This window comes from Microbacterium allomyrinae, from assembly GCF_020682705.1.
Taxonomy (GTDB): Bacteria; Actinomycetota; Actinomycetes; order Actinomycetales; family Microbacteriaceae; genus Microbacterium; species Microbacterium allomyrinae.
Map to the genome: position 1 here is coordinate 1,134,514 of NZ_JAGTTN010000001.1, position 21,438 is coordinate 1,155,951.

A 21,438-nucleotide genomic window follows, 5' to 3' on the forward strand; every position below is an offset into this window, starting at 1 on the left:
GGCGAGCAGGTTCCATCGCATGACATCTCGTCCGCACGAGCATCGACGCAACCTCTGTTGGTCTTGAATCGCTCGATGCCGAGCACCGTGGTGAAAGAATGAAGGATGCCATCTCGTCAGGTGTCGATGGGCGACGTTGCGCGGCACGTGGGCCTCAGCCGCAGCACGATCTCGTTCGTCATCAATGGCCGGACGGATATCAGGATCGCCGAGGAGACCAAGCGTCGGGTCTGGGAGGCCGTTGCCGAGCTGGGGTACCGACCGCACGCGGGGGCTCGTTCACTTGCCTCCAACCGAACGAACCTGCTCGGACTCGTAACCGACATCGCCAGCAGCCCGTTCGGCGGTGGCATCATCACGGGGGCTCAAAGAGCAGCGTGGGAACGGGGTCAGGTTCTGCTCATCGTGAGCATAGACGTGGACGCCTCCGCGGACGCTGCGATGCTCGAGATGCTGCTCGAGCGGCGCATCGAAGGCCTCATCTATGCCACCGCTGGCCACGTCGCAGTCTCTCTGCCGGCGTCGGCGGCTGAAGTGCCCGTGGTGCTGGTGCACTGCGAAGATGTCGACGGACGCTACCCGTCGATCATTCCCGACGAGGAGCACGGTGGCTACACCGCAACCCGGCGTCTGATCGACGGCGGGCATCGACGGATCGGGCTGATCAATCTCGACGCGCCGATTCCCGCGGCCGGGCGCCGGAGTGGCTATGAACGGGCGCTCCGTGAGGCGGACATCGACATCGACCCCACGCTCATCGTCTCCGGTTCTGCGGACGCCGGCGCGGGCTACGAGCTGGCGCGACAGATGTTCCGGCACCCCGACCCGCCGAGCGCGCTCTTCTGCGGCACCGACCGAGTGGCGATGGGTGCCTTCGACGCCATCAGAGAAGCAGGGCTGCGCATCCCTGAAGACGTCGCGGTCGTCGGTTACGACGACCAGGAGATCGTCGCCTCCTACCTCAGGCCGGCTCTGACCACCGTCGCGCTCCCGTTCGAAGAGATGGGCGCCGCGGCGGTGGAAGCCCTCAATGGTGACATCGAGGCCTTCAAGGGCTCGGTCGTGCGGGGCTCGCTCGTCGAGCGCGCGTCCGCCTGATCTCACCGCCACTCTTGTCAAGGGAGCGATGACGGCGCTACGTTAACGCGCGTTAGTATCTCGCTTTAGTTAATGGAGACTATGAAATGACAAGGATGTCCCACGCACTTTCGGTCGGCGTTCTCGCCGGCGTCATGGCTGTCACGGGGCTCAGCCCCGTGGTCGCGCATGCCGACGACCCGGATGCCGAGCAATACCGACCGCAGTACCACTTCTCCGTTCCTGATCACTGGAAGAACGATCCGATCCGTCCTGTCTATCTCGACGGGGAGTACCACCACTACTACCTGTACGACGCCGACTACAACGGCGTTTCGACCCAGACGGCTTGGCGTCATACGACGACGACCGACAACGTCGTGTTTGAGGACGAGGGCATAGCCATCCCCGAGGACACGACCTTCGGCTCGCCGATGGCGGGTTCGATCGTCGTCGACACGAACAACACGGCGGGATTCGGAGCGGGGGCTCTGGTGGCGCTCATCTCCATCGACGAAGGTCCCACCAACGCGACCGATCAGTGGGTGTACTACTCCACCGACGGGGGCGCCACGTTCACGCCGTACTCGACGACGACGCCGGCGATCGCGAACCCCGGCCCGGGGCTCTACGAGTTCCGTGACCCGAAGATCGAGTGGGATGCGGCGAATAATCAGTGGGTTGCCCTGGTCGCCGAGCCCTTGAGCGGGATCGGCTTCTACACGTCTTCGGATCTGAAGAACTGGACGTTCGAGTCCTTCTTCCCCGCCCCGAGCGGCATCACCTTCACCGAGTGCCCGGACTTCTTCCAGATGCGCGCCGACGACAACACGCTGCAGTGGGTCGTGGGCGCCAGCACCGGCGGCAATATGCACACCTTCGCCTACTGGCCCGGCGCCTGGGATGGGAGCACATTCACCCCGGACACCACAGTGCCTCAGTGGCTGGACTACGGCGATGACTTCTACGCCGCCGTCACCTACGCCGACGAATCCTCCACCGATCAGAGCAAGCGGTTCCTGAAAGGCTGGGTGAACTACTGGACACACCCGAACACCGCCAGCAGCTGGACCGTCGACGGCTTCACCGGCACCGACGCCATCACTCGCGAACTGACCTTGAAGGAGACCGACGGCACCTACCGGCTCATCTCCACACCCATCGCAGCGCTCGACGACTACGCGACACGCTCATGGGACCTCGGCGACATCGAGGTGGACGGACAAACCGATCTGGACTACCACGGCACCTCCTATCGACTAGATACGACCGTCTCATGGTCTGATCTCGACAACGTGGCGATCAAGCTCCGGCGATCTCCGGACGGCACCCGCGACTTCAGTGTCGGCAAGTTCGACGACTTCATCTACGTCGACGCCAACGACCCCACGATGTACCGGGAGAATCACGCCCCATATGACCCCGAGGCCACGTCCGTGCACCTCACCATCCTCGTGGACACCACCACCGTCGAGGTATTCGTGAACGGAGGTGAACAGGCGCTGACGATGAAGTCGAACCTCGACCCCACAGACACCGGCCTTCAACTGTTCACCGAGGGCGGGGCAGCCACATTCGGCGATGTCACGATCACCGAGTTCGCGAACGTGACAGGGCAATCGGAAGCCGGGGCTGCGTACCAGGACTTCGACAGCGGCTACGACAGCTGGACGACGACGGGTAGCGCATTCGGCTCCGCACCGGCAACCGGCACGCTCGCCGCGCAGCAGCCCGTTACCGGATGGCTGGGCGCGGGCCTCGTGAACAGCTATCTCGGAGGCGACTCCACGACGGGTACGCTCACGTCGCCGTCGTTCACCGTGTCGAGCCCCTATGTCAGCTTCCTCCTCGGAGGTGGCAATCATCCCACGCCATCGGACCTGTTCAACGGTTTTGAAGGCAGCACCTGGGGGACCGGCTGGACGGCCACGGGCAACTTCTCCGGTCAAGGGCCGAGCACCGCGAGCCTCACCAATCAAGTCGGAGCGAAAGTCGCGGACACCTATGTGAACGGAGGAGATGCGGCAACCGGCACCATCGTCTCCCCCGACTTCACGATCACCCGTGACTACGTCACCTTCAGAATCGCCGGTGGCGATTTCCCGTGGACCGCGAGTGGGAACGCATCCGTGCAACTCGTGATCGACGGCGAGGTCTACTTCACCGCGACGGGCGACGACACAGCGACACTAAGAACCGTCGCATGGGACGTGCACTCGCTGCGCGGCAAGACGGCACATCTCGAGATCGTCGACAACTCAACGTCGACCTCGTTCGGCCACATCATGGTCGACCAGATCGTGCTCGGGAACACACCCACGGCCGTCGTCGGCGAAACCAACGCGCCCACCGCGGTGAACCTCAAGGTTGGCGGCGTCGTCGTCCGGACGGTGACTGGCACCGACAGCGAGCGGTTGCACTGGGAGTCGTGGGACGTCGCCGATTACATCGGGCAGAGCGCACAACTGGAGATTGTCGACCAGAACACGACCGGGTGGGGTCACATCAACGTGGACCAGGTCGTCTTCTCGGACCGGCCGCTCGGATGAGAACGGCGGCGAGCCTCCTGGAGCTCCCGTCGTCGCAACCCGCCGAGGGTCGACGACTGCTGCGACCGGGAGGTTCGCCGGCCGACGAATGTCCGAGAAGGCCGGCGCGACAGCCCCGCAGGACGCGGAAGGGCTCGACGGCGAAGGCACGAGAAGCAGCTTGACACTCTTGCCTAACTCGCGTTAGCATCATTCTCGTTCAAGGCTAACGCGAGTTAGTACCTTCCGATTCCAACGAGGGCTTGATGTCGAAGAAGACCCCGCGCGCGCGAGCCGTGACGATGAAGGACGTGGCTCATCACGCCGGCGTCTCGCGTACGGCCGTGTCGCTCGTGCTCAACGATCGTTACGACGTCACGCTCGCTCAGGACACCCGCCAACGCGTGCTCAGCGCGGCGGCCGAGCTCGGATACCGGCCCAATGCCGGTGCGCGCGCGCTGGCCCAGCAGCGCAGCGACTGGTACGGGCTGGTCACCGAGATCGTGACCGCACCCTTCGCCGTCGACGTCATCAAGGGCGCCCAGGACCGCGCGATGACAGACAGCAAGTATCTGCTCATCGCCTCCACAGAATCAGACCCCGCGGCCGAGACCGCGGCGATCGAACGCTTGCTGGAACAGCGGGTGGAAGGACTCATCTACGCCGCCACCTGGCACCGCGGCGTCACCGTCCCGGAGATCGCCCGCGAAGTGCCCACGGTGCTGGTGAACTGCTTCGACATCGAAGGCCGCTATCCCGCCGTCGTCCCCGATGAGCGGGTCGGAGGCTATCGCGCGACCGAACGGCTCCTGAGCGCCGATCACCGCCGAATCGGCTTCATCAATCTCGACCCCGGCATCCCTGCGGCGATCGGTCGCCGCGAAGGCTACCTCAGCGCACTGCGAGAGGCCGGCATCGAGCCGGACGAGACTCTCGAAGTCACGGGGCATGCCACCGCCGACGGCGGATTCGCGTCGGCCGAGCAGCTGCTCGATCTGCCAGAACCGCCGACCGCGATCTTCTGCGCCAACGATCGCATGGCCATGGGCGCCTACGACGCGATCAAGGAACGCGGACTGCGCATCCCCCACGATGTCGCCGTCATCGGCTTCGACAATCAGGAGCTCATCGCGGGCTATCTGAGGCCGGGGCTGACGACGGTCGCACTGCCCTTCGAACAGATGGGCGCCCGAGGCGTGGATCTCCTCGCCGCAATCACGGCGGGAGAGTCGACCGCCACGAAGATCGTGACGGTCGACTGCCCGCTCCTCGAACGCTCGTCGGTGTGACTGGACATCCCCGGCGAGCAACAGCCTTCGGCTTCAACGCAGAAGAGAAGAAAGGAACACACCGATCATGACAGTTCACAGAGGACGGATGACCGTTCTGGCGGCGGCCGTCGCAGCAGGAGCACTCCTGCTGTCGGGATGCACCGGGGAAGGCGGTCAGTCAACCGCCGATCTCGACGGGACCCAACTGCTCACCATCCCGCGCGAGGACATGGGCACGTTCGACCGGAACTTCAATCCGTTCTCCAACCCCGACTTCCCGATGACGCAACAGGCGATCTTCGAGTCGATGCTCATCTACAACCCCGCCGACGGCTCCACGACGCCCTGGCTGGCGACCGACTGGGAGGCGGCTCCCGACAGCATGAGCATCACGTACCATCTCCGCGAGGGCGTGGAATGGTCTGACGGCGAACCGTTCGTCGCCGACGACGTCGTGCTCTCGTTCGACCTGCAGCGAGACGTGCGCGGTGGGTTCGACTACATCGAGTCCGTCACGGCGGTCGACCCGCTTACGGTGCAGTTCGACTTCAACCAGCCGTTCTCCCCCGCGCTGCTCGACATCGGCCAGCAGATCATCGCCCCCGCCCACATCTGGAACGATGTCGAGGACCCGACGAAGTTCGCCAACGAGGAGCCGGTCGGCACGGGCCCCTACACCGAGATCACCAACTTCCAGGCCCAGTCGTTCGACCTCGGCAAGAACCCGAACTACTGGCAGCCCGAGAAGCAGAAGATCGAAGGCATCCGGATGCTCGCCTTCGCAGGCAACGACGGCGCCAACCTCGCCGCTGCCAACGGCGACGTCGATTGGGCGCCGCAGTTCATCCCGAACATCGACGAGGCCTACGTGGCGAAGGACCCGGAGCACCGGTTCTTCTGGTTCCCGACGACCGGGTCGATGATCAGCTGGCAGTTCAACACCACCAAGGCACCCTTCGACGACGTGAACGTCCGCAAGGCGCTATCAATGGCAGTCGATCGCGAGCAGGTCACCGAGATCGGGATGCAGGGATACACGCACCCCGCCGACTGCACGGGCCTGTCCGGCTCGTATGATTCCTGGCGCGACGAGGCGGTCGTCGACTCGTGCACGTGGACCGAGCGCGACCTGGAAGAGGCCGGCAGGCTGCTGGACGAAGCCGGGATCACCCTCGGCGCCGACGGCAAGCGCGTCCTGCCCGACGGCGCCCCGTTCGAGTTCGAGTACTCGGTGGGATCGACCTCGAGCGACTGGGTGTCGGTGGGCAACGTCATCTCGCAGAATCTCGCCGAGCTGGGCGTGACGGTGACGGTCGCCGCGAAGGACTGGGGCGATGTCGTCGCGGGATACGAGAACGGCACGTTCGACTCCGGCATCGTGTGGAGCGCGAACGCCCCCACGCCGTACCAGTTCTACCGCGGTGTGATGTCGACCGAGACGGTCAAGCCCGCGGGTGAGCAGACGTTCGACAACTATCACCGCTTCGGAAATGCCGACGCCGACGCGCTGCTCGCGCAGTTCGCCGCGACCTCGGACGATGCCCAGCAGCAGTCGATCATGAACGATCTGCAGGCACTGTTCTCCGACGTGGCCCCGGTTGTGCCGCTGTTCCCCGGACCGGAGTTCGGCGCCGCCAGCACTCTGCGCTTCACGGGCTGGCCGACTGAGGACAACCCGTACGCCACCTTGGGCGGGGTGCGTGCGCGCACCGCCGTCCTCATCCTCACCACCCTCGAACCAGTCGTCGCCGACTGACACATCGCGTCGTCCTGCTGCGCCGCCGGTGCGGCGCAGCAGGACTGCCGAGGAGACACAACATGGGCTACATGCTGCAACGCTTCGGGTTCTATCTCGTCGCGTTCTGGGTGTCGATCACTCTCAACTTCTTCCTTCCCCGCTTCATGCCGGGCGACCCGGTGTCGCGCATGGTCGCCCGACTGCAGGGCCAGATCCGCCCCGACCAGATCGAGGCGCTGAGAGAGTCCTTCGGACTCAGCGACGCCCCGCTGTGGGAGCAGTACCTGCGCTATCTCGGTCAGATCTTCACCGGCAACCTGGGCTTCTCGATCTCGAGATTCCCGACTCCCGTCGTCGACGTCATCTCCAGCGTCATCGGCTGGACCTTCTTGCTGGGTTTCGTATCGCTCATCATCGCCGTCGTCATCGGCAACGTCCTCGGCATCCTCGCCGCGTGGCGCCGCGGAGGAGTCCTCGATTCATTCGTCCCGCCCCTGCTGATCTTCATCGGCTCATTCCCGTACTTCTGGCTCGCGATGGGACTGCTGTACCTCTTCGGCGTCACCCTCGGATGGTTCCCCCTGCGCCACGCCTATGCGGTGGGAACCGCCCCGGAGTTCTCCCTCGCGTTCGTCGGCGACGTCGCGTATCACCTGATCCTTCCCGCCACGTCGATCGTGCTCGTCTCGGTCGGAGGCTGGATGCTCGGCATGCGCAACACGATGATCGCCACCAACGCCGAGGACTACATCGTGATGGCCGAAGCCAAGGGGCTCCGCGCGAACCGCGTCATGATGCAGTACGCGGCCCGCAACGCCCTGCTCCCGTCGGTCACCGCATTCGGCATGTCGCTCGGCTTCGTCGTCGGTGGCGCGCTGCTCACAGAGGTCGTCTTCGCCTACCCAGGCATCGGCTACACCCTGCTCGCGGCGGTGCAGAACCTCGACTATCCACTGATGCAGGGACTCTTCCTCACGATCACCACGGCCGTGCTGATCGCCAACTTCCTCGTCGACATCGTGTACGTGCGCCTCGATCCGCGCGTGCGCGTGAGCTGAACGGAGGGTGTGATGTCACTCGCACAAGATCCCCGCGTCATGGCCGAGCTCGAGCTCGGCACCCCGCCCGGTCCCGATGGGAAGGTGACCGCGGCACCTCCACCGCGCCGCCGACAACGCGGAGGCGGACTCCTGCGAGGCCTGCTCAGCAATGCCAAGGCGACGTCGGGCCTCGTCATCCTCGTCCTCTTCGTGCTGATGGCGGTCTTCGCTCCGATCCTCGCCCCCGGTGACCCCACGCTCATCCAGGGCATCGGCTCGCAGCCGCCCTCGGCCGACCACTGGCTGGGAACGACCGCCAAGGGACAGGACGTGCTCGCGCTGAACGTGTGGGGTTCGCGCTCATCTCTGTTCGTCGGCTTCACGGTCGGCATCCTCGCGACGTTCGTCGGGCTCCTCGTCGGCCTCGCATCGGCGTACCTCGGACGCACCATCGACAACGTGCTCTCGCTCGTCACCAACGTGTTCCTCCTCCTTCCCGGACTGCCGCTGCTGGTGATCCTCGCGGCATTCCTACCGCAGGGCCTCGGCACCGTCGTCCTCGTGCTCGTCATCACCGGTTGGGCCGGGGCCGCGCGCGTGCTGCGGTCGCAGGCCATGTCGATCCGTGGCAAGGACTTCGTCGCCGCCTCGCAGGTCACCGGAGAGGGCGGCTTGCGCATCATGTTCCGCGAGATGCTGCCCAACATGGCGTCGATCGTGATGAGCACCTTCCTCGCCTGCGTGATCTTCGGCATCGGCGCCCAGGCCGGCCTGGAGTTCCTGGGCCTCGGCGATATCAGCACCGTCAGCTGGGGCACCAACCTGTACTGGGCCAGCAACGACGGCGCGCTGCTGACCGGAGCCTGGTGGGTGTTCGTCCCTCCGGGCGTGTGCATCGCCCTCGTCGCCTTCGCCCTCGCGCTCGTCAACTACGGCGTCGACGAGACGACCAACCCTCGCCTGCGACGCCCGCGCCGTCGCACCACGCCCGACGCGCCCACTCGTGTCGCCGCCCGTACGCGGAAGGAGGCAGTGCAATGACCGCTGCGCTGCTCGAGATCCAGGACCTCTCCGTCGAGTACGTCACCGAAGCCCGCACCGTGCGCGCCGTCGATCGAGTCTCGTTCTCGATCGACGAGCGCGAGGTGTTCGGCCTCGCGGGAGAGTCCGGCTGCGGCAAGTCGACCATCGCCAACGCGATCCTGCGCCTGCTCCGAGACCCTGCCATCATCTCCGGCGGGTCAGTCCGCTTCGCCGGCACCGACGTCCTGGCGCTGAACGCCGAGCAACTCCGCGAGTTCCGCTGGCGCAAGGTGGCCATGGTCTTCCAGAGCGCCATGAACTCGCTCAACCCTGTGATGACCGTCGGCGACCAGATCATCGACATCTTCACCACTCACGACGGCGTATCGAAGAAGACTGCGCTCGCCCGCGCAGGTGACCTGCTCGATCTCGTGGGCATCCCGCGAGACCGACTGCGCTCGTACCCGCATCAGCTGTCGGGCGGGATGCGACAGCGTGTCGTCATCGCGATGGCGACAGCACTGCGGCCACCGCTGCTCATCATGGATGAGCCCACCACGGCCCTCGACGTCGTGGTCCAGCAGGAGATCATGGCGCAGATCAAAGACCTGCAGCGTGAGCTCGGATTCGCAATCCTGTTCATCACCCACGACATGTCGCTCATGGTCGAACTCTCCGACCGGATGGCGGTGATGTACGCGGGGCGCTTCGTCGAGACCGCACGATCCAACGAGATCTTCGACACACCGCAGCACCCTTACACCCGCGCCCTGATGAACGCCTTCCCGCCGATGTCGGGCCCACGCACGCGACTGCAGGGCCTCGGCGAAGGCGTGAGGTTCCGTGACATTCCCGATCTCGAACCGATCACACCCACGCACTGGGTGGCGCCCAGCGACAACTACTCCCTGGAGGCCATCTCATGACCGCACAGCAGACCCCTGTTCTCTCGACCCGCGGACTGGAGAAGACGTTCACGATCGGCGGGGCGTTCTCCCGCAAGCGGGTCCGGGCGCTCGGCGGCGTCGATCTCGACATCGCCCACGGCGAGGTCGTCGCACTGGTCGGCGAGTCCGGCAGCGGGAAGTCCACTCTCGCCCGCTGCCTCGCTCGCCTCGAGCAGCCATCGGCGGGCACCTTCCTCTTCGAGGGCGAAGACATCATCGCCACATCGAAGCGACGCGCGACGCGGGAGTACCGCTCGGCGGTGCAGATGATCTTCCAGGATCCGTTCGGGTCGCTGAATCCAGTTCACCGTATCGGGCATTTCCTCGAGCGCCCACTGCGCATTCACGGTGCCGCGTCCGGCCGCGCCGAGATGGAGCGCGCGAAGCAGCGGCTGATGGAGAAGGTCGGGCTTCCCGACGAGATGCTGGACCGCTACCCGCACGAACTCTCCGGCGGCCAGCGGCAGCGCATAGCGATCGCCCGTGCGCTCGCGGTCAACCCGCGGCTGATCCTGGCGGACGAGCCCACGTCCATGCTTGATGTCTCGGTGCGGATCGGGGTACTCAACCTGATGCGCACGCTCTGCGAGGAGCAGGGCATCTCGATGCTCTACATCACGCACGACCTCGCCTCTGCGCGCTACCTCGCCGACCGCATCGTCGTGATGTTCGCCGGCGAGTTCGTCGAGGGCGGCGACGCGATGGAGTTGCTGGCCGACCCGGCGCACCCCTACACCCGACTGCTCATCTCGGCCGTGCCCGACCCCAAACGCACCGATCCTTTCGACCCCGTCGAACGTGCGCAACTTCGTCGCGAGGTGCTGCACCCCAGCGGCTGCCCATGGTCGGGCAAGACGACCGAGCCCTGCTCAGCCGAGAACGCTGTGTTCCACCGGCTGAGCGAGAAGCCCGAGCACTGGGTGCGCTGCGGACTGTACGCACCCCCGTCCGACGCCCCCGGCACCGCCTTGGAACTGCCCGACTCCCTCGAAGAAAGCCCTGCCGCATGACCGCGACGTCCACATCCACGATTTTCCCGGCAGAGCTGATCGCGCGCGCCGCCGTCGATCCGCACCGTCCCGCCTACCACTTCACCGCTCCGGCGGGATGGCTCAACGACCCCAACGGCCTCACCCAGCGCGACGGTGTGTACCACCTCTTCTACCAGCTGAACCCATATGCCCCGGTTCACCACCGCATCCACTGGGGCCACGCTGTCAGCACCGATCTCGTGCATTGGCGCGATCTGCCGATCGCGCTGACCCCGAGCGACGGGCCCGACGTGGACGGATGCTGGTCCGGCGTCCTCGTGTACGACGGCGACACCCCTACGATCGTCTACTCTGGCCGCCACGGCGACCGAGAGCTGCCGTGCGTGGCGACCGGCACCCCCGATCTCGTCGAGTGGACGAAGGCTGCCGAAGGTCCGGTGATCGCGGCTCCGCCCACGGGTATCGACGTCACCGCATTCCGCGACCACTGCGTGTGGCGCGAGGGCGAGACATGGCGGCAACTGATCGGCTCCGGCATCCGCGGTCAGGGAGGCACGGCGTTCCTGTATGAGTCTCCCGATCTGCGCGAGTGGACGTACGTCGGGCCGCTGCTGGTCGGCGACAGCACGCTGGGCGATGCGAGCGCCCCAGACTGGACCGGCACCATGTGGGAGTGCGTGGACCTGTTCCGAATCGGCGAGGAGGACGCCGAGCCCCGCGACATCCTCGTCTTCTCGGCCTGGGACGAGGGTGTCACCCACCACTCGCTCTATTGGTCCGGTCATTACGAGGGCGACCGGTTCACGCCTGCCGCCCTGCACCGGCTCGACCTGGGCGGACGTTACTTCTACGCACCGCAGTCGATGCGCGACGAGTCGGGCAGGCGCCTCATGTTCGGCTGGCTGCAAGAGGGACGACCGGACAGCGCCGCCGTCGCGGCGGGATGGTCCGGCGTCATGTCGCTGCCGCGCGTACTGACGCTGGCGGCGGACGGATCCATCCGCCAGGCACCTGCTCCGGAAGTCGACGAGCTGCGCGACGAACAGCTGGCCTCGCTCTCGACGGTGCTGAGCGCCGAACCGGCGGAGGTCGCCCGCGGGGACGAGCTCGATCTCGAGCTGCGACTGACGATCCCCGACGAGGGCGCCGTCACGATCGCCCTGCGGGCCACTGGCGACGACACCGAGCGCACGATCTTGCGACTGCAGCGCCATGGCGACCGCGCCGAGCTGAGTCTTGACCGCACGCGATCGAGCCTGAACCCTGAGGTCGACGCGAGCCCACGATCGGGCGCGGTGCCCGTGGACGCCGACGGCGGGGTGGACGTGCGGATTCTCGTGGACCATTCGGCCCTCGAGGTGTTTGCCGGCGGGATCCCGCTGACAGCGCGTGTGTATCCGACTCGCGCGGACGCCCTCGGCATCCGCCTGTCCGGCGACGACGTTGTGGTGCAAGGGCACGTCTGGTCGATGCGCACCGTCGCACGTGAGGCGGGGGTGCCAACCGCATGAGCACCGACACGGGGCTGAGCATGCGGCCCGAGTATCACTTCAGCGTGCCCGACAACTGGAAGAACGACCCCCAGCGACCGATCTTCGTCGACGGCGAGTACCACTACTACTACCTGTACAACGCGGACTACCTCGCCGGGGGCATCGGCACCTCGTGGCGCCGGGCCACGACCCTCGACCACGTGAGCTTCGTCGATCACGGCGTCGCCATCGAGAAGTTCACCAACGCCAATGGCGACTGCTGGTCGGGATCGCTCGTCATCGACGCCGAGAACACGGCCGGGTTCGGCCGAGGAGCGGTCATCGCCCTGGTCACCCAGGCCGCGGTCGACCAGGTGCCCGAGGGACGCCAGGCGCAGTACCTCTGGTACTCCACCGACGGTGGCCGTTCCTTCCAGCCCGGCGGGGACGACCCGGTGCTAGCCGATCCGGACATCCCGGACTTCCGCGATCCGAAGGTGATCTGGGACGGCAGCCGCGAGAGGTGGTTCATGGCCCTCGCCGAGGGCCGTCGGCTCGGCTTCTACGCGTCGCCCGACCTCGCCACCTGGACGCGCGTCGGCGAGTTCGCCCGTGACGATCTCGGCCTGCTGGAGTGCCCGGACATCTTCGAGATGACCGCCGACGACGGATCCTCACAGTGGGTCCTCGGGGTCAGCGCCAACGCGAAGCATCGCGGAATGCCGGCAACCTACGCCTACTGGACGGGCGCCTTCGACGGCAGCGGGTTTGTTCCCGATGCGCTCGAACCGCGCTGGCTCGACTGGGGCTTCGACTTCTACGGCGCCGTCACCTACCCGCACCACGAGACGTCCGGCGAGGAAGACGCATCGCTTCGTCACGCCATCGGCTGGGCGAACTTCTGGGACTACCCGCACAACACCCCTACCCTTGTGACCGACCGCTACAACGGCGACGACATGATCGTGCGGGACCTCCGGCTGGTGCGCGAGCGCGACGGCTATGCCCTCGCCTCCACCCCCACCGCTGCCTTGACGCAGTACACGACGCGCTTGCACCGCCTCGGCGATCTGGAGGTCGATGGTGACCTCGATCTCGACATCCACGCGCCCGCGTACGACCTGAGCTGCGAGATCGAGTGGGATGCCGACGCCGACTGCCGCAACAGCGACATCGGCTTCGAAGTGTGCCGCGCCGGCGGCGGATCCCGCTTCGTCGCAGCCGGGCTGGACATGTCCGGTCCCTGCGCCTACCTCGACCGGACGCTGACGGTCAATCCGACCCGAGGCCGCACGCAGGCGCCGCTCGACACGTCGGCCGGCCGCGTGGCGATCCGCCTGCTGGTCGATCGGACGAGCGTCGAGCTGTTCGTGGGCAACGGTCGGAGCGCGCAGTCGCACCGCGTCTTCCCACTCGCCGGGGATGCCGGCATCCGACTGTTCGCGCGTGGCGCGACCGCGGTCTTCCGCGAGGTGACGATCCGCGAACTCTCCGTACCGACCGCTGACTGACTGGCCCTCGCCACCGACCTGATCGTCGGGGTCTCCCACGGGCGGCGGTCGGCCGCGTCCGGGCGGCCGTGCGAGACCCGCTACCAGCCGCGGGACGCGTGTCCCCCGAATGGCCGACGTGCGCGATCACGAGAGCCGTGTCACTATGGATCTGCAATGCAAATCGATTTGTACCCTTTCGCTACAAGGAGCAGACAGATATGAGAACTCCCCAGACTCGAGCGAGACGCGCACTCATCGGCGCGGTCAGCGCGGGCGCACTCGTCACCGCGGCGCTAATCGGCCTCCCTGCCTCGGCAGGTGCGGCGCCGGCGGTCTCGACCGCACTCCCCGACCTGCAGGATGGGCCCGAACCCACCGTGCACACTCAGGAGGCCTTCGCCCCCGAGGACGACTTCACCGCGAAGTGGACACGCGCCGACGCCCGCCAGCTGAAGCGTCTCTCCGACCCCACGGCAGGCTCGAAGCAGAACTCGATGCCCACGTCGCTCACGATGCCCGACGTTCCGCAGGACTTCCCGGACATGAGCAACGAGGAGGTCTGGGTCTGGGACTCCTGGCCGCTGACCGATGAGGACGCCAACCAGTACAGCGTCAACGGCCAGGAGATCATCTTCTCCCTCGTCGCCGACCGCAACCTCGTCTTCGACGAGCGGCACGTGTTCGCGAAGATCGGCTACTTCTACCGCCCGGCCGGCATCCCCGCCGACGAGCGTCCGGCGAACGGCGGTTGGACCTACGGCGGCCTCGTCTTCGATGAGGGCGTGACCGGCGAGATCTTCCCCGACCAGTCGTACAGCCACCAGACCCAGTGGTCAGGTTCGGCACGCATCTCGAAGGGGGGCGAGATCAAGCTGTTCTTCACGGACGTCGCGTTCTATCGCAACGAGGACGGCAGCAACCGCAAGCCCTACGACCCGCGCATCGCGCTCAGCGTGGGCAAGGTGCACGCGAACAAGAACGGCGTCCGCTTCACCGGCTTCGACAAGGTGACCGACCTCCTCCAGGCCGACGGCACCTACTACCAGACCGGCGCCCAGAACGAGTTCTTCAACTTCCGCGACCCGTTCACCTTCGAGGACCCGGCGCACCCGGGTGAGACCTACATGGTCTTCGAGGGCAACTCGGCCATGCCGCGCGAGTCGGCGACGTGCGACGCCGAGGACCTCGGCTACAACGAGGGCGACCCGTTCGCAGAGACGGTCGAGCAGGTCAACGCCTCCGGCGCCACGTACCAGATCGGCAATGTCGGCCTCGCGAGGGCGACCAACAAGGCGCTCACGAAGTGGGAGTTCCTGCCCCCGATCCTCTCGGCGAACTGCGTCACCGACCAGACCGAGCGTCCGCAGATCTACCAGAAGGACGGGAAGTACTACCTCTTCACCATCAGCCACCGCGGCACGTTCGCGTCGGGAATCGATGGGCCCGAGGGCGTGTACGGCTTCGTGGGCGACGGCATTCGCAGCGATTACCAGCCGATGAACTCCGGCTCGGGCCTCGCGCTCGGCAACCCGACGAACCTCAACTTCGCCGGTGGCCAGCCGTTCGCTCCGGACTACAACCAGCCGATCGGGCACTTCCAGGCGTACTCGCACTACGTCATGCCGGGCGGCCTCGTGCAGTCGTTCATCGACACCGTCGGCACCGAGGGCGACTTCCGCCGCGGCGGCACGCTCGCGCCGACCGTGAAGATCGACATCGACGGCGCCTCGTCTGCGGTGGACTACGCCTACGGCGACGGCGGGCTCGGCGGCTACGCCGACATCCCGGCGAACATCGACGTGAACAGCGGCGGAAAGATCAAGTAGTCCGTTCGCCGTGCGCCAGGCTGCTCGCCCGCCTGGCGCACGGCGATCCTCGCGCGACCACCCGCATCCGTTCCCGCATCCGATCCCGAAGGATGACATGACCTCCGACTCGCATTCCTCCTCGCCGATCTCCCGCAGGCGACGGCGCCTCGTCGTCATCGCCGTGGGAGCGATCGCCGTGCTGGCGGTGCTGGCCGGCGCGCTCACCCTCGGCACGCACAACGACGACACTGTTGCTCAGCCCGAGCCCTCTCCGACGTCATCCCCCTCCGCATCGTTCGAGCGGCCCGCCGAGTGGGACCCCCACCGCCCGGCCATCCACTTCACGCCCGAGCAGAACTGGATGAACGACCCCCAGAAGCCGTTCCTCCTCGACGGCGTCTGGCACTACTACTACCTGTACAACGCCGATCATCCGGACGGCAACGGCACCGCCTGGTACCACGCGACATCCACCGATCTGATCCACTGGGAGGACCAGGGCGTCGCGATCGAGAAGTACACGAACGGGCTCGGAGACATCTGGACCGGCACCGCCGTCGTCGACCACGACGGCACGGCGGGGTTCGGCGACGGAGCGGTCGTCGCCCTCGTGACGCAGCAGGCCGACGGCGTTCAGCGTCAGTCGCTGTTCGTGTCGACCGACGGCGGATACGAGTTCACGCCGTACGAGGGAAACCCCGTCATGGACAACCCCGGCGTCGCCGACTGGCGTGACCCCCGGGTGTTCTGGGACGACGATGCCGGCCACTGGGTCATGGCGCTCGCCGAGCACGATCGCATCGGCTTCTACACGTCGCCGAACCTGCGCGACTGGACCTACACGTCGGACTTCACGACCACCGGCCTCGGGGTGCTCGAGTGCCCGGACCTCTTTCCGATGTCCGTCGACGGCGACCCGGACGACATCCGGTGGGTGCTCGTCGCAGGCGCGAACGGCACAGAGGAGGGCATGACCACCGGCACCGCATACTGGACCGGCGAGTGGGACGGCGAGCGCTTCGTCGCCGACGGCACGGGCCACCAGTGGCTCGACCACGGCTCCGACTACTACGCCGCCGTCACCTGGGACGACCCGCGACTGCCAGAGAACGAGCGCCTCGCCTCGCGCTACGGGATCGGCTGGATGAACAACTGGGCCTACGCCGGCCGCTTCCCCACGCAGGAGTGGCAGGGAGGATCCGACTCGATCATCCGCAGCATCCGACTCGCCTCCGACGGCGGCCGGGTCACGCTGCGATCGACCCCCGCGCCCGAACTGCAGGCGCTCGAGGGCGATGCGCTGGCCGTCGATGACGCGCTCCTCGATGCCGGAGGCGCCGTCGACGTCACGATGCCCACAGCCGACGCCTACCGGCTGCGACTCGACGTCGCCGCCGCTGATCCCGCCACCGGCGAGGTCAGAGTGAGGATCGAGATGGGCGACGGGCGATTCGCGACTGTGGGATACGACTTCGACAGCGGGCGTGCGTTCGTCACCCGGGATGCCGACGCCGTGGCCGACGAGATGCCGGACGCGTACCGGGAGGTGCGAACAGCCGCGGTCCCCGCGCGCGACGGCCGGGTGCGTCTGGACGTCGTCGTGGACGTCGCATCCATCGAGGTCTTCGTCGGCGACGGGGAGGCGGCGCTCACCATGGCCGTCTTCGGGGCATCGGGCGAGCGCGGAGCGCGCATCGAAGCCGTGCGGGGACCGATCGCGGTCACTGACGCGAGCGTGACCCCGTTGCGCGTCGCGCCGGTGGAGCGGGTGCCGTCCGAGCGGCAGAGCGGCTAGCGGTCGCGGAACGGTGGGGCGACCGACTCGCGCTCGACGAGCCACCCGCGCAGCAGGTGCAGCCCCTCCACCGCGGGCGGCGGCGTGCCGTCGATGCGCTCGAGCAGTCGCTCCATCGCCCAGCGCCCCATCTCGGCGTGCGGCAGGGCGACTGTCGTGAGGCCGGGATCCAGCGCGTCCGCGACCGGGTGCAGATCGTCGATTCCCACGATCGAGAGCCCTGTCGGAACGGGGATGCCCCGCCGCGCGGCCGCCTGCATCACACCCATCGCCATCTGATCGTTGAAGCAGATGATCGCCGTCGGCCGGTCGTCGCGATCGAGGAGCTCGCCCCCGGCCTGACGCCCCCCGACTGCGTTCGAGGTGCAGAACGCGACACGTTCGTCACGGAGCGGGATCCCCGCATCGCCGAGCGCCGAGCGGATGCCGATGAGGCGCCCACGCGCCGCTCGCGATTCGTCGACGGTGCCGACGTAGGCGATGTCGCGGTGGCCGTCTCGGGTGAGGCGCTCGCACGCGAGCGTGGCGATCTGCGCTTCGTCGGGTACGACGGCGTCGACGTTCCATCCGGGCTCGGGTGCGGCATCGACGAGAACGACCGGAAGGTCGTCGGGGATCTCGGGTCGATCCACGCGCTGGTGGTACATCCGCGCGATGAGCAGGCCATCGACCCGCTGCGCGAGGAAGCGCGCGACGAGGTCGCGTTCGGCATCCGCGTCGCCGCCGCTCTCGCCGACCATCAGCAGCACGTCGCGGTCGAGGCCGGCACGACGAGCGCCCTCGATGATGCGACCCGCGAACGGTGTCGCGGCGAGGTCGTCGCCGATCAGGCCGATGACGCCCGTGCGGCGTCGGCGCAGTCCGCTCGCCACCCGGTCGGGGACGTAGCCGAGCTCGCGAGCGATCGCCAGGATGCGCTCGCGGGTCTCCGCGTTGACCGCGCGGGCTCCGCTGAGCGCATGCGAGACCGTGGTCGGCGAGACGCCGGCCGCGACGGCGACGTCGCTCACACGCGCGCGGGAGCGACGTCCAGTCGTCTCGGAAGCCACGGATCTCACCCTACGCGTGACGGCTCCCGGCACGTCTCATTCCGGCGCCTCGCTCTCGACTAGACGGAGGGCCGCCGCACGGGCGGGACGCCGGTGGGCGCTGATGACCTCCTGATCCTCGAAGGCGACACCCGCGGCCTCCAGCGCCTCGAGGCAGCCGGCGAGACGGCCGACCCGAGCGGGAGACCGCGAAGCGGCGTTGATGAACGCGATGCCTAGCTGCCTGGCAATCGCCTGGCTTCCACGAAGGAGCCGCCAGCTCCATCGTTTCGCGCGTCAGCATTCCGCCACCTACCGCGAACCCGTACGCGCCATCCGATGGCCCGCTCAGCCGCGCGAACTGGTACTGGTGGCTACCATCTGGCCGACATGGCCCATACACCTCGAAACGCTCATCGACGAGAAGAGAGCCTCGGCTGGTGAGACCGCCTCAGCTTGTGCGCTCTTCAGCCCGACCCAACTTGCGTGCCAGATCCGTGAAGCGGGCGAGTTCGGATGTCGACAGCCGGCCGGACCAGCGTGCTTCGAGATCGGCCCAGGTCTGTCGCACGGGCTGCTCGAGCGCGCGGCCGGCTGCCGTGAGGGTGACGAGCATGACGCGGCCATCCGAGGACGAACGCGCGCGCTGGACGAGCCCGGCACGCTCGAGACGCTGCACCGACTTCGCGATCGTCGAGTGGTCGAGTCTCAGCGAATCGACGAGTTCCTTCTGAGAGCGGCCATCAGAGGCCCAGAGCTGCGCCAGGATGAGCTCCTGACCGGGGAAAAGTCCGAGCGCGGAGAGGCGTCCGGACGCCACTGTGCGCTGCTCGTGGGCGAGGCGCATGATGGCGGCGCTCACAGGGGCGACATCGATGAACGGATGCTCGTTGTTCGGCGCGGTCATGGTGCCTCATCAGGATCTCGGGAAAGGGCTGGCGGCCCCCGCATCACCACCCTAAGCGCGTCCGGCCCACCGCGAGGAGGTGAGCCGGACGCAGCGAGGCGGGACTAAGCGGCGAGCCGGCCGTAGTCGGTATAGCCGTGCGCGCCGCCCCCGTAGAACGTGGTCGGATCGGCGTCACTCAGGGGCGCACCGGCTCGCAGACGCTCGACGATGTCGGGGTTGGCGAGTGCCCAGCGGCCGAGTGGCACGGCATCCGCGAGCCCGGCAATGACGTCCTGATCGAGCGTCTCGAGAGTACGGCCCGCTCGGAGCACCAGCAGCGATCCCGGCCATGCCCTCCGTAGATCCGCGAGCAGCTCCTCGTCGAACAGCTGGAACGTATGCAGATAGGCCAGCCCGAGCGGTGCGAGCGCGCGGACGAGGTGGGCATACTGTTGGCGCACGTCGTCGCCCTCGTCGACTCCGCCGATGGCCAAGCCGGGCGAAATCCGGATGCCGACCCGCTCGGGACCGATCTCGTCGGCGACCGCTGTCGCGACCTCGACGACGAACCGCGAGCGCGCCTCCACCGAGCCCCCGTAGGGATCGGTGCGCCGGTTGGCGTTGGAAGAGAGGAACTGGTGCAGCAGGTAGCCGTTGGCTGCGTGCAGTTCCACGGCATCGGCACCAGCCTCGACGGCGCTGCGGGCGGCATGGCGGAAGTCGGCGATCGTCTTCGCGATGTCGTCTGTCGTCATCTCACGTGGCACGGGGACAGGCTGAGCGCCAGTCGCGGTGAACATGTCGACTCCGGGTGCGATGGCGGACGGCGCGATCGGCCGGCGGTGGTGCGATGTGTTGTCGGGATGCGACATCCGCCCGACGTGCATGAGCTGGATGACGAGGTGGCCGCCTCGGGCGTGCACGGCGTCGACGACGGTGCGCCAGCCGGCGACGTGTTCGGGTCGGTAGATCCCCGGTGTCATCAGGTACCCCTGGCCGTCGTCGGAGGGCTGAGTGCCCTCGGTGATGAGCAGACCGAGGCCGGCGCGCTGAGCGTAGTACTCGGCCGCGAGCGGACCAGGTGTGCCGTCTGCCAGCGCTCGGCTGCGCGTCATCGGAGCAAGAGCGACCCGGTACGGCATCTGCATACCTCCGATCCGCACCGGCTCCCACAGTGTGCGAGGAGAGACGCGCAGCAGGATCTTGCCCCTGAGGTGTCCCGCCTCACTCATCCGGTGCGCCTCCGCGATCCGGTCGATTGGCAGCACAGCCGCGGCCTCGGTCGTGAAGCGGCCCTCCGCCGCGAGCGCGAGCACCGGGGCGATCGTCGCGGCGGTGAGCGCGAAGGGGTCGCCGCCCGCGACCTGGACGCCCTTCGCGGCAGCCGCGAAGTCGACGATGGTCACGATGCGGTCTGCAGGCAGGAGCAAGAGAACCTGGTCGACGAACCCGCGACCTCCGGCATCGAATGCCGCGTCGATACCCTGGGGCGCCACTGCGGCCAGATCGGTGATGAGATGCTCGCCGTAGCGGACCGGGGTGGCTCCGAGTGATTGGACGTACGAGTGGTTCGCCTCCGACGCCGCGCCGAGGACGATGACGTCCGCCGCGACGAGCAGCTGCACCACGGCGCTCCCCACCGACCCGGCCGCGGCATTGACCAGCACCCTCTCACCCGCCCGCACATCGATGAGCGCGAGCGCGCGCTGAGCGGTCTCGGCCGCCGTCGGAATGGTCGCGGCCTGCTCGAACGAGAGGGTATCGGGGATGGCGGTGAGGCGGTCGGCCGACGTGACGACGAGCTCGCCGTACGCCCCGGAGGTCGTGAATCCCACGACCCGGTCTCCCACCGCGAACGCGGTGACCCCCGCTCCGAGCGACTCCACCACTCCGGCGATCTCATTGCCGAGCACCGCCGGGAAGGCTGTGGGCAGCATCGCCTGCAGTGCGCCGCTGCGAATCTTCCAATCGAGCGGATTCACGGCAGCGACCGCGACCCGTACCAGCAGCTCGCCTGGCCCTGCCGAGGGATCGGGAAGCTCGACCGGCTCGAACGCCTGCGGTCCCCCATAGCCCCGTATGATCTGTGCGCGCATCGGTTCCTCCTGTGATTTATGTTGCCGACCACTTAATAATGCATTCGATTAGGTGGTCGACCACATATGTTCGCGACGGGCGAACGGATTTCGTTGGACCGAGTTGAGGCAGAACATGACGTGGCTATCCGGCTTCGAGGTGAAGTCGCGTCTTGCATACGGGGCAGTCCACCGGCTGAGCGGGCTCCTCGGGGCACGGATCGATGATCTGCCCTCACGACAGCGCGAGGCGATGCGGGTG

15 protein-coding genes are annotated in these 21,438 nt (G+C 67.2%); 12 read left to right on the forward strand and 3 right to left on the reverse strand.

Annotated elements, in window-relative coordinates; genetic code table 11:
- Positions 1-105 precede the first annotated feature (105 nt).
- From KEC57_RS05250 to KEC57_RS05305, 12 genes are all read left to right on the forward strand, one after another.
- A complete protein-coding gene (locus tag KEC57_RS05250) occupies positions 106-1,098 on the forward strand; it encodes a LacI family DNA-binding transcriptional regulator (protein WP_229383466.1) in 993 nt (330 codons plus the stop codon).
- 95 nt (positions 1,099-1,193) lie between these two features.
- Positions 1,194-3,626: a glycoside hydrolase family 32 protein gene (locus KEC57_RS05255; RefSeq protein ID WP_229383467.1), complete on the forward strand. Its 2,433-nt coding sequence runs from the start codon at positions 1,194-1,196 to the stop codon at positions 3,624-3,626.
- A 245-nt stretch (positions 3,627-3,871) separates the two neighbouring features.
- Entirely contained in the window at positions 3,872-4,894 is a 1,023-nt protein-coding gene (locus KEC57_RS05260) for a LacI family DNA-binding transcriptional regulator (RefSeq protein WP_229383468.1), read from the forward strand.
- An 88-nt stretch (positions 4,895-4,982) separates the two neighbouring features.
- Positions 4,983-6,632 carry an ABC transporter substrate-binding protein gene (locus tag KEC57_RS05265; protein WP_229383469.1) on the forward strand — a complete coding sequence of 550 codons (1,650 nt, stop codon included), beginning with the start codon at positions 4,983-4,985 and terminating at the stop codon, positions 6,630-6,632.
- A gap of 62 nt (positions 6,633-6,694) precedes the next feature.
- Positions 6,695-7,672, forward strand: coding sequence for an ABC transporter permease (locus tag KEC57_RS05270; protein WP_229383470.1), 978 nt, complete (start codon positions 6,695-6,697; stop codon positions 7,670-7,672).
- Positions 7,673-7,711: 39 nt separating this feature from the next.
- On the forward strand, positions 7,712-8,695 hold the full coding sequence (locus tag KEC57_RS05275) for an ABC transporter permease (RefSeq protein WP_372456953.1): 984 nt from the start codon (positions 7,712-7,714) through the stop codon (positions 8,693-8,695).
- Positions 8,692-9,603 carry an ABC transporter ATP-binding protein gene (locus KEC57_RS05280; protein ID WP_229383472.1) on the forward strand — a complete coding sequence of 304 codons (912 nt, stop codon included), beginning with the start codon at positions 8,692-8,694 and terminating at the stop codon, positions 9,601-9,603. The genes KEC57_RS05275 and KEC57_RS05280 overlap by 4 nt, the downstream gene beginning before the upstream one ends.
- Positions 9,600-10,634, forward strand: coding sequence for an ATP-binding cassette domain-containing protein (locus KEC57_RS05285; RefSeq protein ID WP_229383473.1), 1,035 nt, complete (start codon positions 9,600-9,602; stop codon positions 10,632-10,634). Before KEC57_RS05280 ends, KEC57_RS05285 begins: the two co-directional genes overlap by 4 nt.
- Positions 10,631-12,127: a glycoside hydrolase family 32 protein gene (locus tag KEC57_RS05290; RefSeq protein ID WP_229383474.1), complete on the forward strand. Its 1,497-nt coding sequence runs from the start codon at positions 10,631-10,633 to the stop codon at positions 12,125-12,127. The genes KEC57_RS05285 and KEC57_RS05290 overlap by 4 nt, the downstream gene beginning before the upstream one ends.
- Complete coding sequence (locus tag KEC57_RS05295) at positions 12,124-13,599, forward strand: glycoside hydrolase family 32 protein (RefSeq protein ID WP_229383475.1); 1,476 nt, start codon at positions 12,124-12,126, stop codon at positions 13,597-13,599. The genes KEC57_RS05290 and KEC57_RS05295 overlap by 4 nt, the downstream gene beginning before the upstream one ends.
- A 200-nt stretch (positions 13,600-13,799) precedes the next feature.
- A complete protein-coding gene (locus KEC57_RS05300) occupies positions 13,800-15,407 on the forward strand; it encodes a glycoside hydrolase family 68 protein (RefSeq protein ID WP_229383476.1) in 1,608 nt (535 codons plus the stop codon).
- Positions 15,408-15,504: 97 nt separating this feature from the next.
- Entirely contained in the window at positions 15,505-17,184 is a 1,680-nt protein-coding gene (locus KEC57_RS05305; RefSeq protein WP_229383477.1) for a glycoside hydrolase family 32 protein, read from the forward strand.
- Here the strand turns inward: KEC57_RS05305 and KEC57_RS05310 are convergent.
- The 3 genes from KEC57_RS05310 to KEC57_RS19065 form a co-directional block, all read right to left on the reverse strand.
- Positions 17,181-18,233: a LacI family DNA-binding transcriptional regulator gene (locus KEC57_RS05310; protein WP_229383478.1), complete on the reverse strand. Its 1,053-nt coding sequence runs from the start codon at positions 18,231-18,233 to the stop codon at positions 17,181-17,183. The two genes, KEC57_RS05305 and KEC57_RS05310, sit on opposite strands and share 4 nt — an antisense overlap.
- A gap of 430 nt (positions 18,234-18,663) precedes the next feature.
- Complete coding sequence (locus KEC57_RS05315; RefSeq protein ID WP_229383479.1) at positions 18,664-19,119, reverse strand: MarR family winged helix-turn-helix transcriptional regulator; 456 nt, start codon at positions 19,117-19,119, stop codon at positions 18,664-18,666.
- A gap of 104 nt (positions 19,120-19,223) precedes the next feature.
- Positions 19,224-21,197, reverse strand: a complete 1,974-nt coding sequence (locus KEC57_RS19065; RefSeq protein ID WP_308187570.1) for an oxidoreductase — start codon at positions 21,195-21,197, stop codon at positions 19,224-19,226.
- Positions 21,198-21,438 lie beyond the last annotated feature (241 nt).

Bases quoted from the DNA above. Each gene is read 5' to 3' on its own strand.
- KEC57_RS05250 (WP_229383466.1), top strand. From the start codon at position 106: ATGCCATCTCGTCAGGTGTCGATGGGCGACGTTGCGCGGCACGTGGGC.
- KEC57_RS05255 (WP_229383467.1), top strand. From the start codon at position 1,194: ATGTCCCACGCACTTTCGGTCGGCGTTCTCGCCGGCGTCATGGCTGTC.
- KEC57_RS05260 (WP_229383468.1), top strand. From the start codon at position 3,872: ATGTCGAAGAAGACCCCGCGCGCGCGAGCCGTGACGATGAAGGACGTG.
- KEC57_RS05265 (WP_229383469.1), top strand. From the start codon at position 4,983: ATGACCGTTCTGGCGGCGGCCGTCGCAGCAGGAGCACTCCTGCTGTCG.
- KEC57_RS05270 (WP_229383470.1), top strand. From the start codon at position 6,695: ATGGGCTACATGCTGCAACGCTTCGGGTTCTATCTCGTCGCGTTCTGG.
- KEC57_RS05275 (WP_372456953.1), top strand. From the start codon at position 7,712: ATGGCCGAGCTCGAGCTCGGCACCCCGCCCGGTCCCGATGGGAAGGTG.
- KEC57_RS05280 (WP_229383472.1), top strand. From the start codon at position 8,692: ATGACCGCTGCGCTGCTCGAGATCCAGGACCTCTCCGTCGAGTACGTC.
- KEC57_RS05285 (WP_229383473.1), top strand. From the start codon at position 9,600: ATGACCGCACAGCAGACCCCTGTTCTCTCGACCCGCGGACTGGAGAAG.
- KEC57_RS05290 (WP_229383474.1), top strand. From the start codon at position 10,631: ATGACCGCGACGTCCACATCCACGATTTTCCCGGCAGAGCTGATCGCG.
- KEC57_RS05295 (WP_229383475.1), top strand. From the start codon at position 12,124: ATGAGCACCGACACGGGGCTGAGCATGCGGCCCGAGTATCACTTCAGC.
- KEC57_RS05300 (WP_229383476.1), top strand. From the start codon at position 13,800: ATGAGAACTCCCCAGACTCGAGCGAGACGCGCACTCATCGGCGCGGTC.
- KEC57_RS05305 (WP_229383477.1), top strand. From the start codon at position 15,505: ATGACCTCCGACTCGCATTCCTCCTCGCCGATCTCCCGCAGGCGACGG.
- KEC57_RS05315 (WP_229383479.1), bottom strand. From the start codon at position 19,119: ATGACCGCGCCGAACAACGAGCATCCGTTCATCGATGTCGCCCCTGTG.
- KEC57_RS19065 (WP_308187570.1), bottom strand. From the start codon at position 21,197: ATGCGCGCACAGATCATACGGGGCTATGGGGGACCGCAGGCGTTCGAG.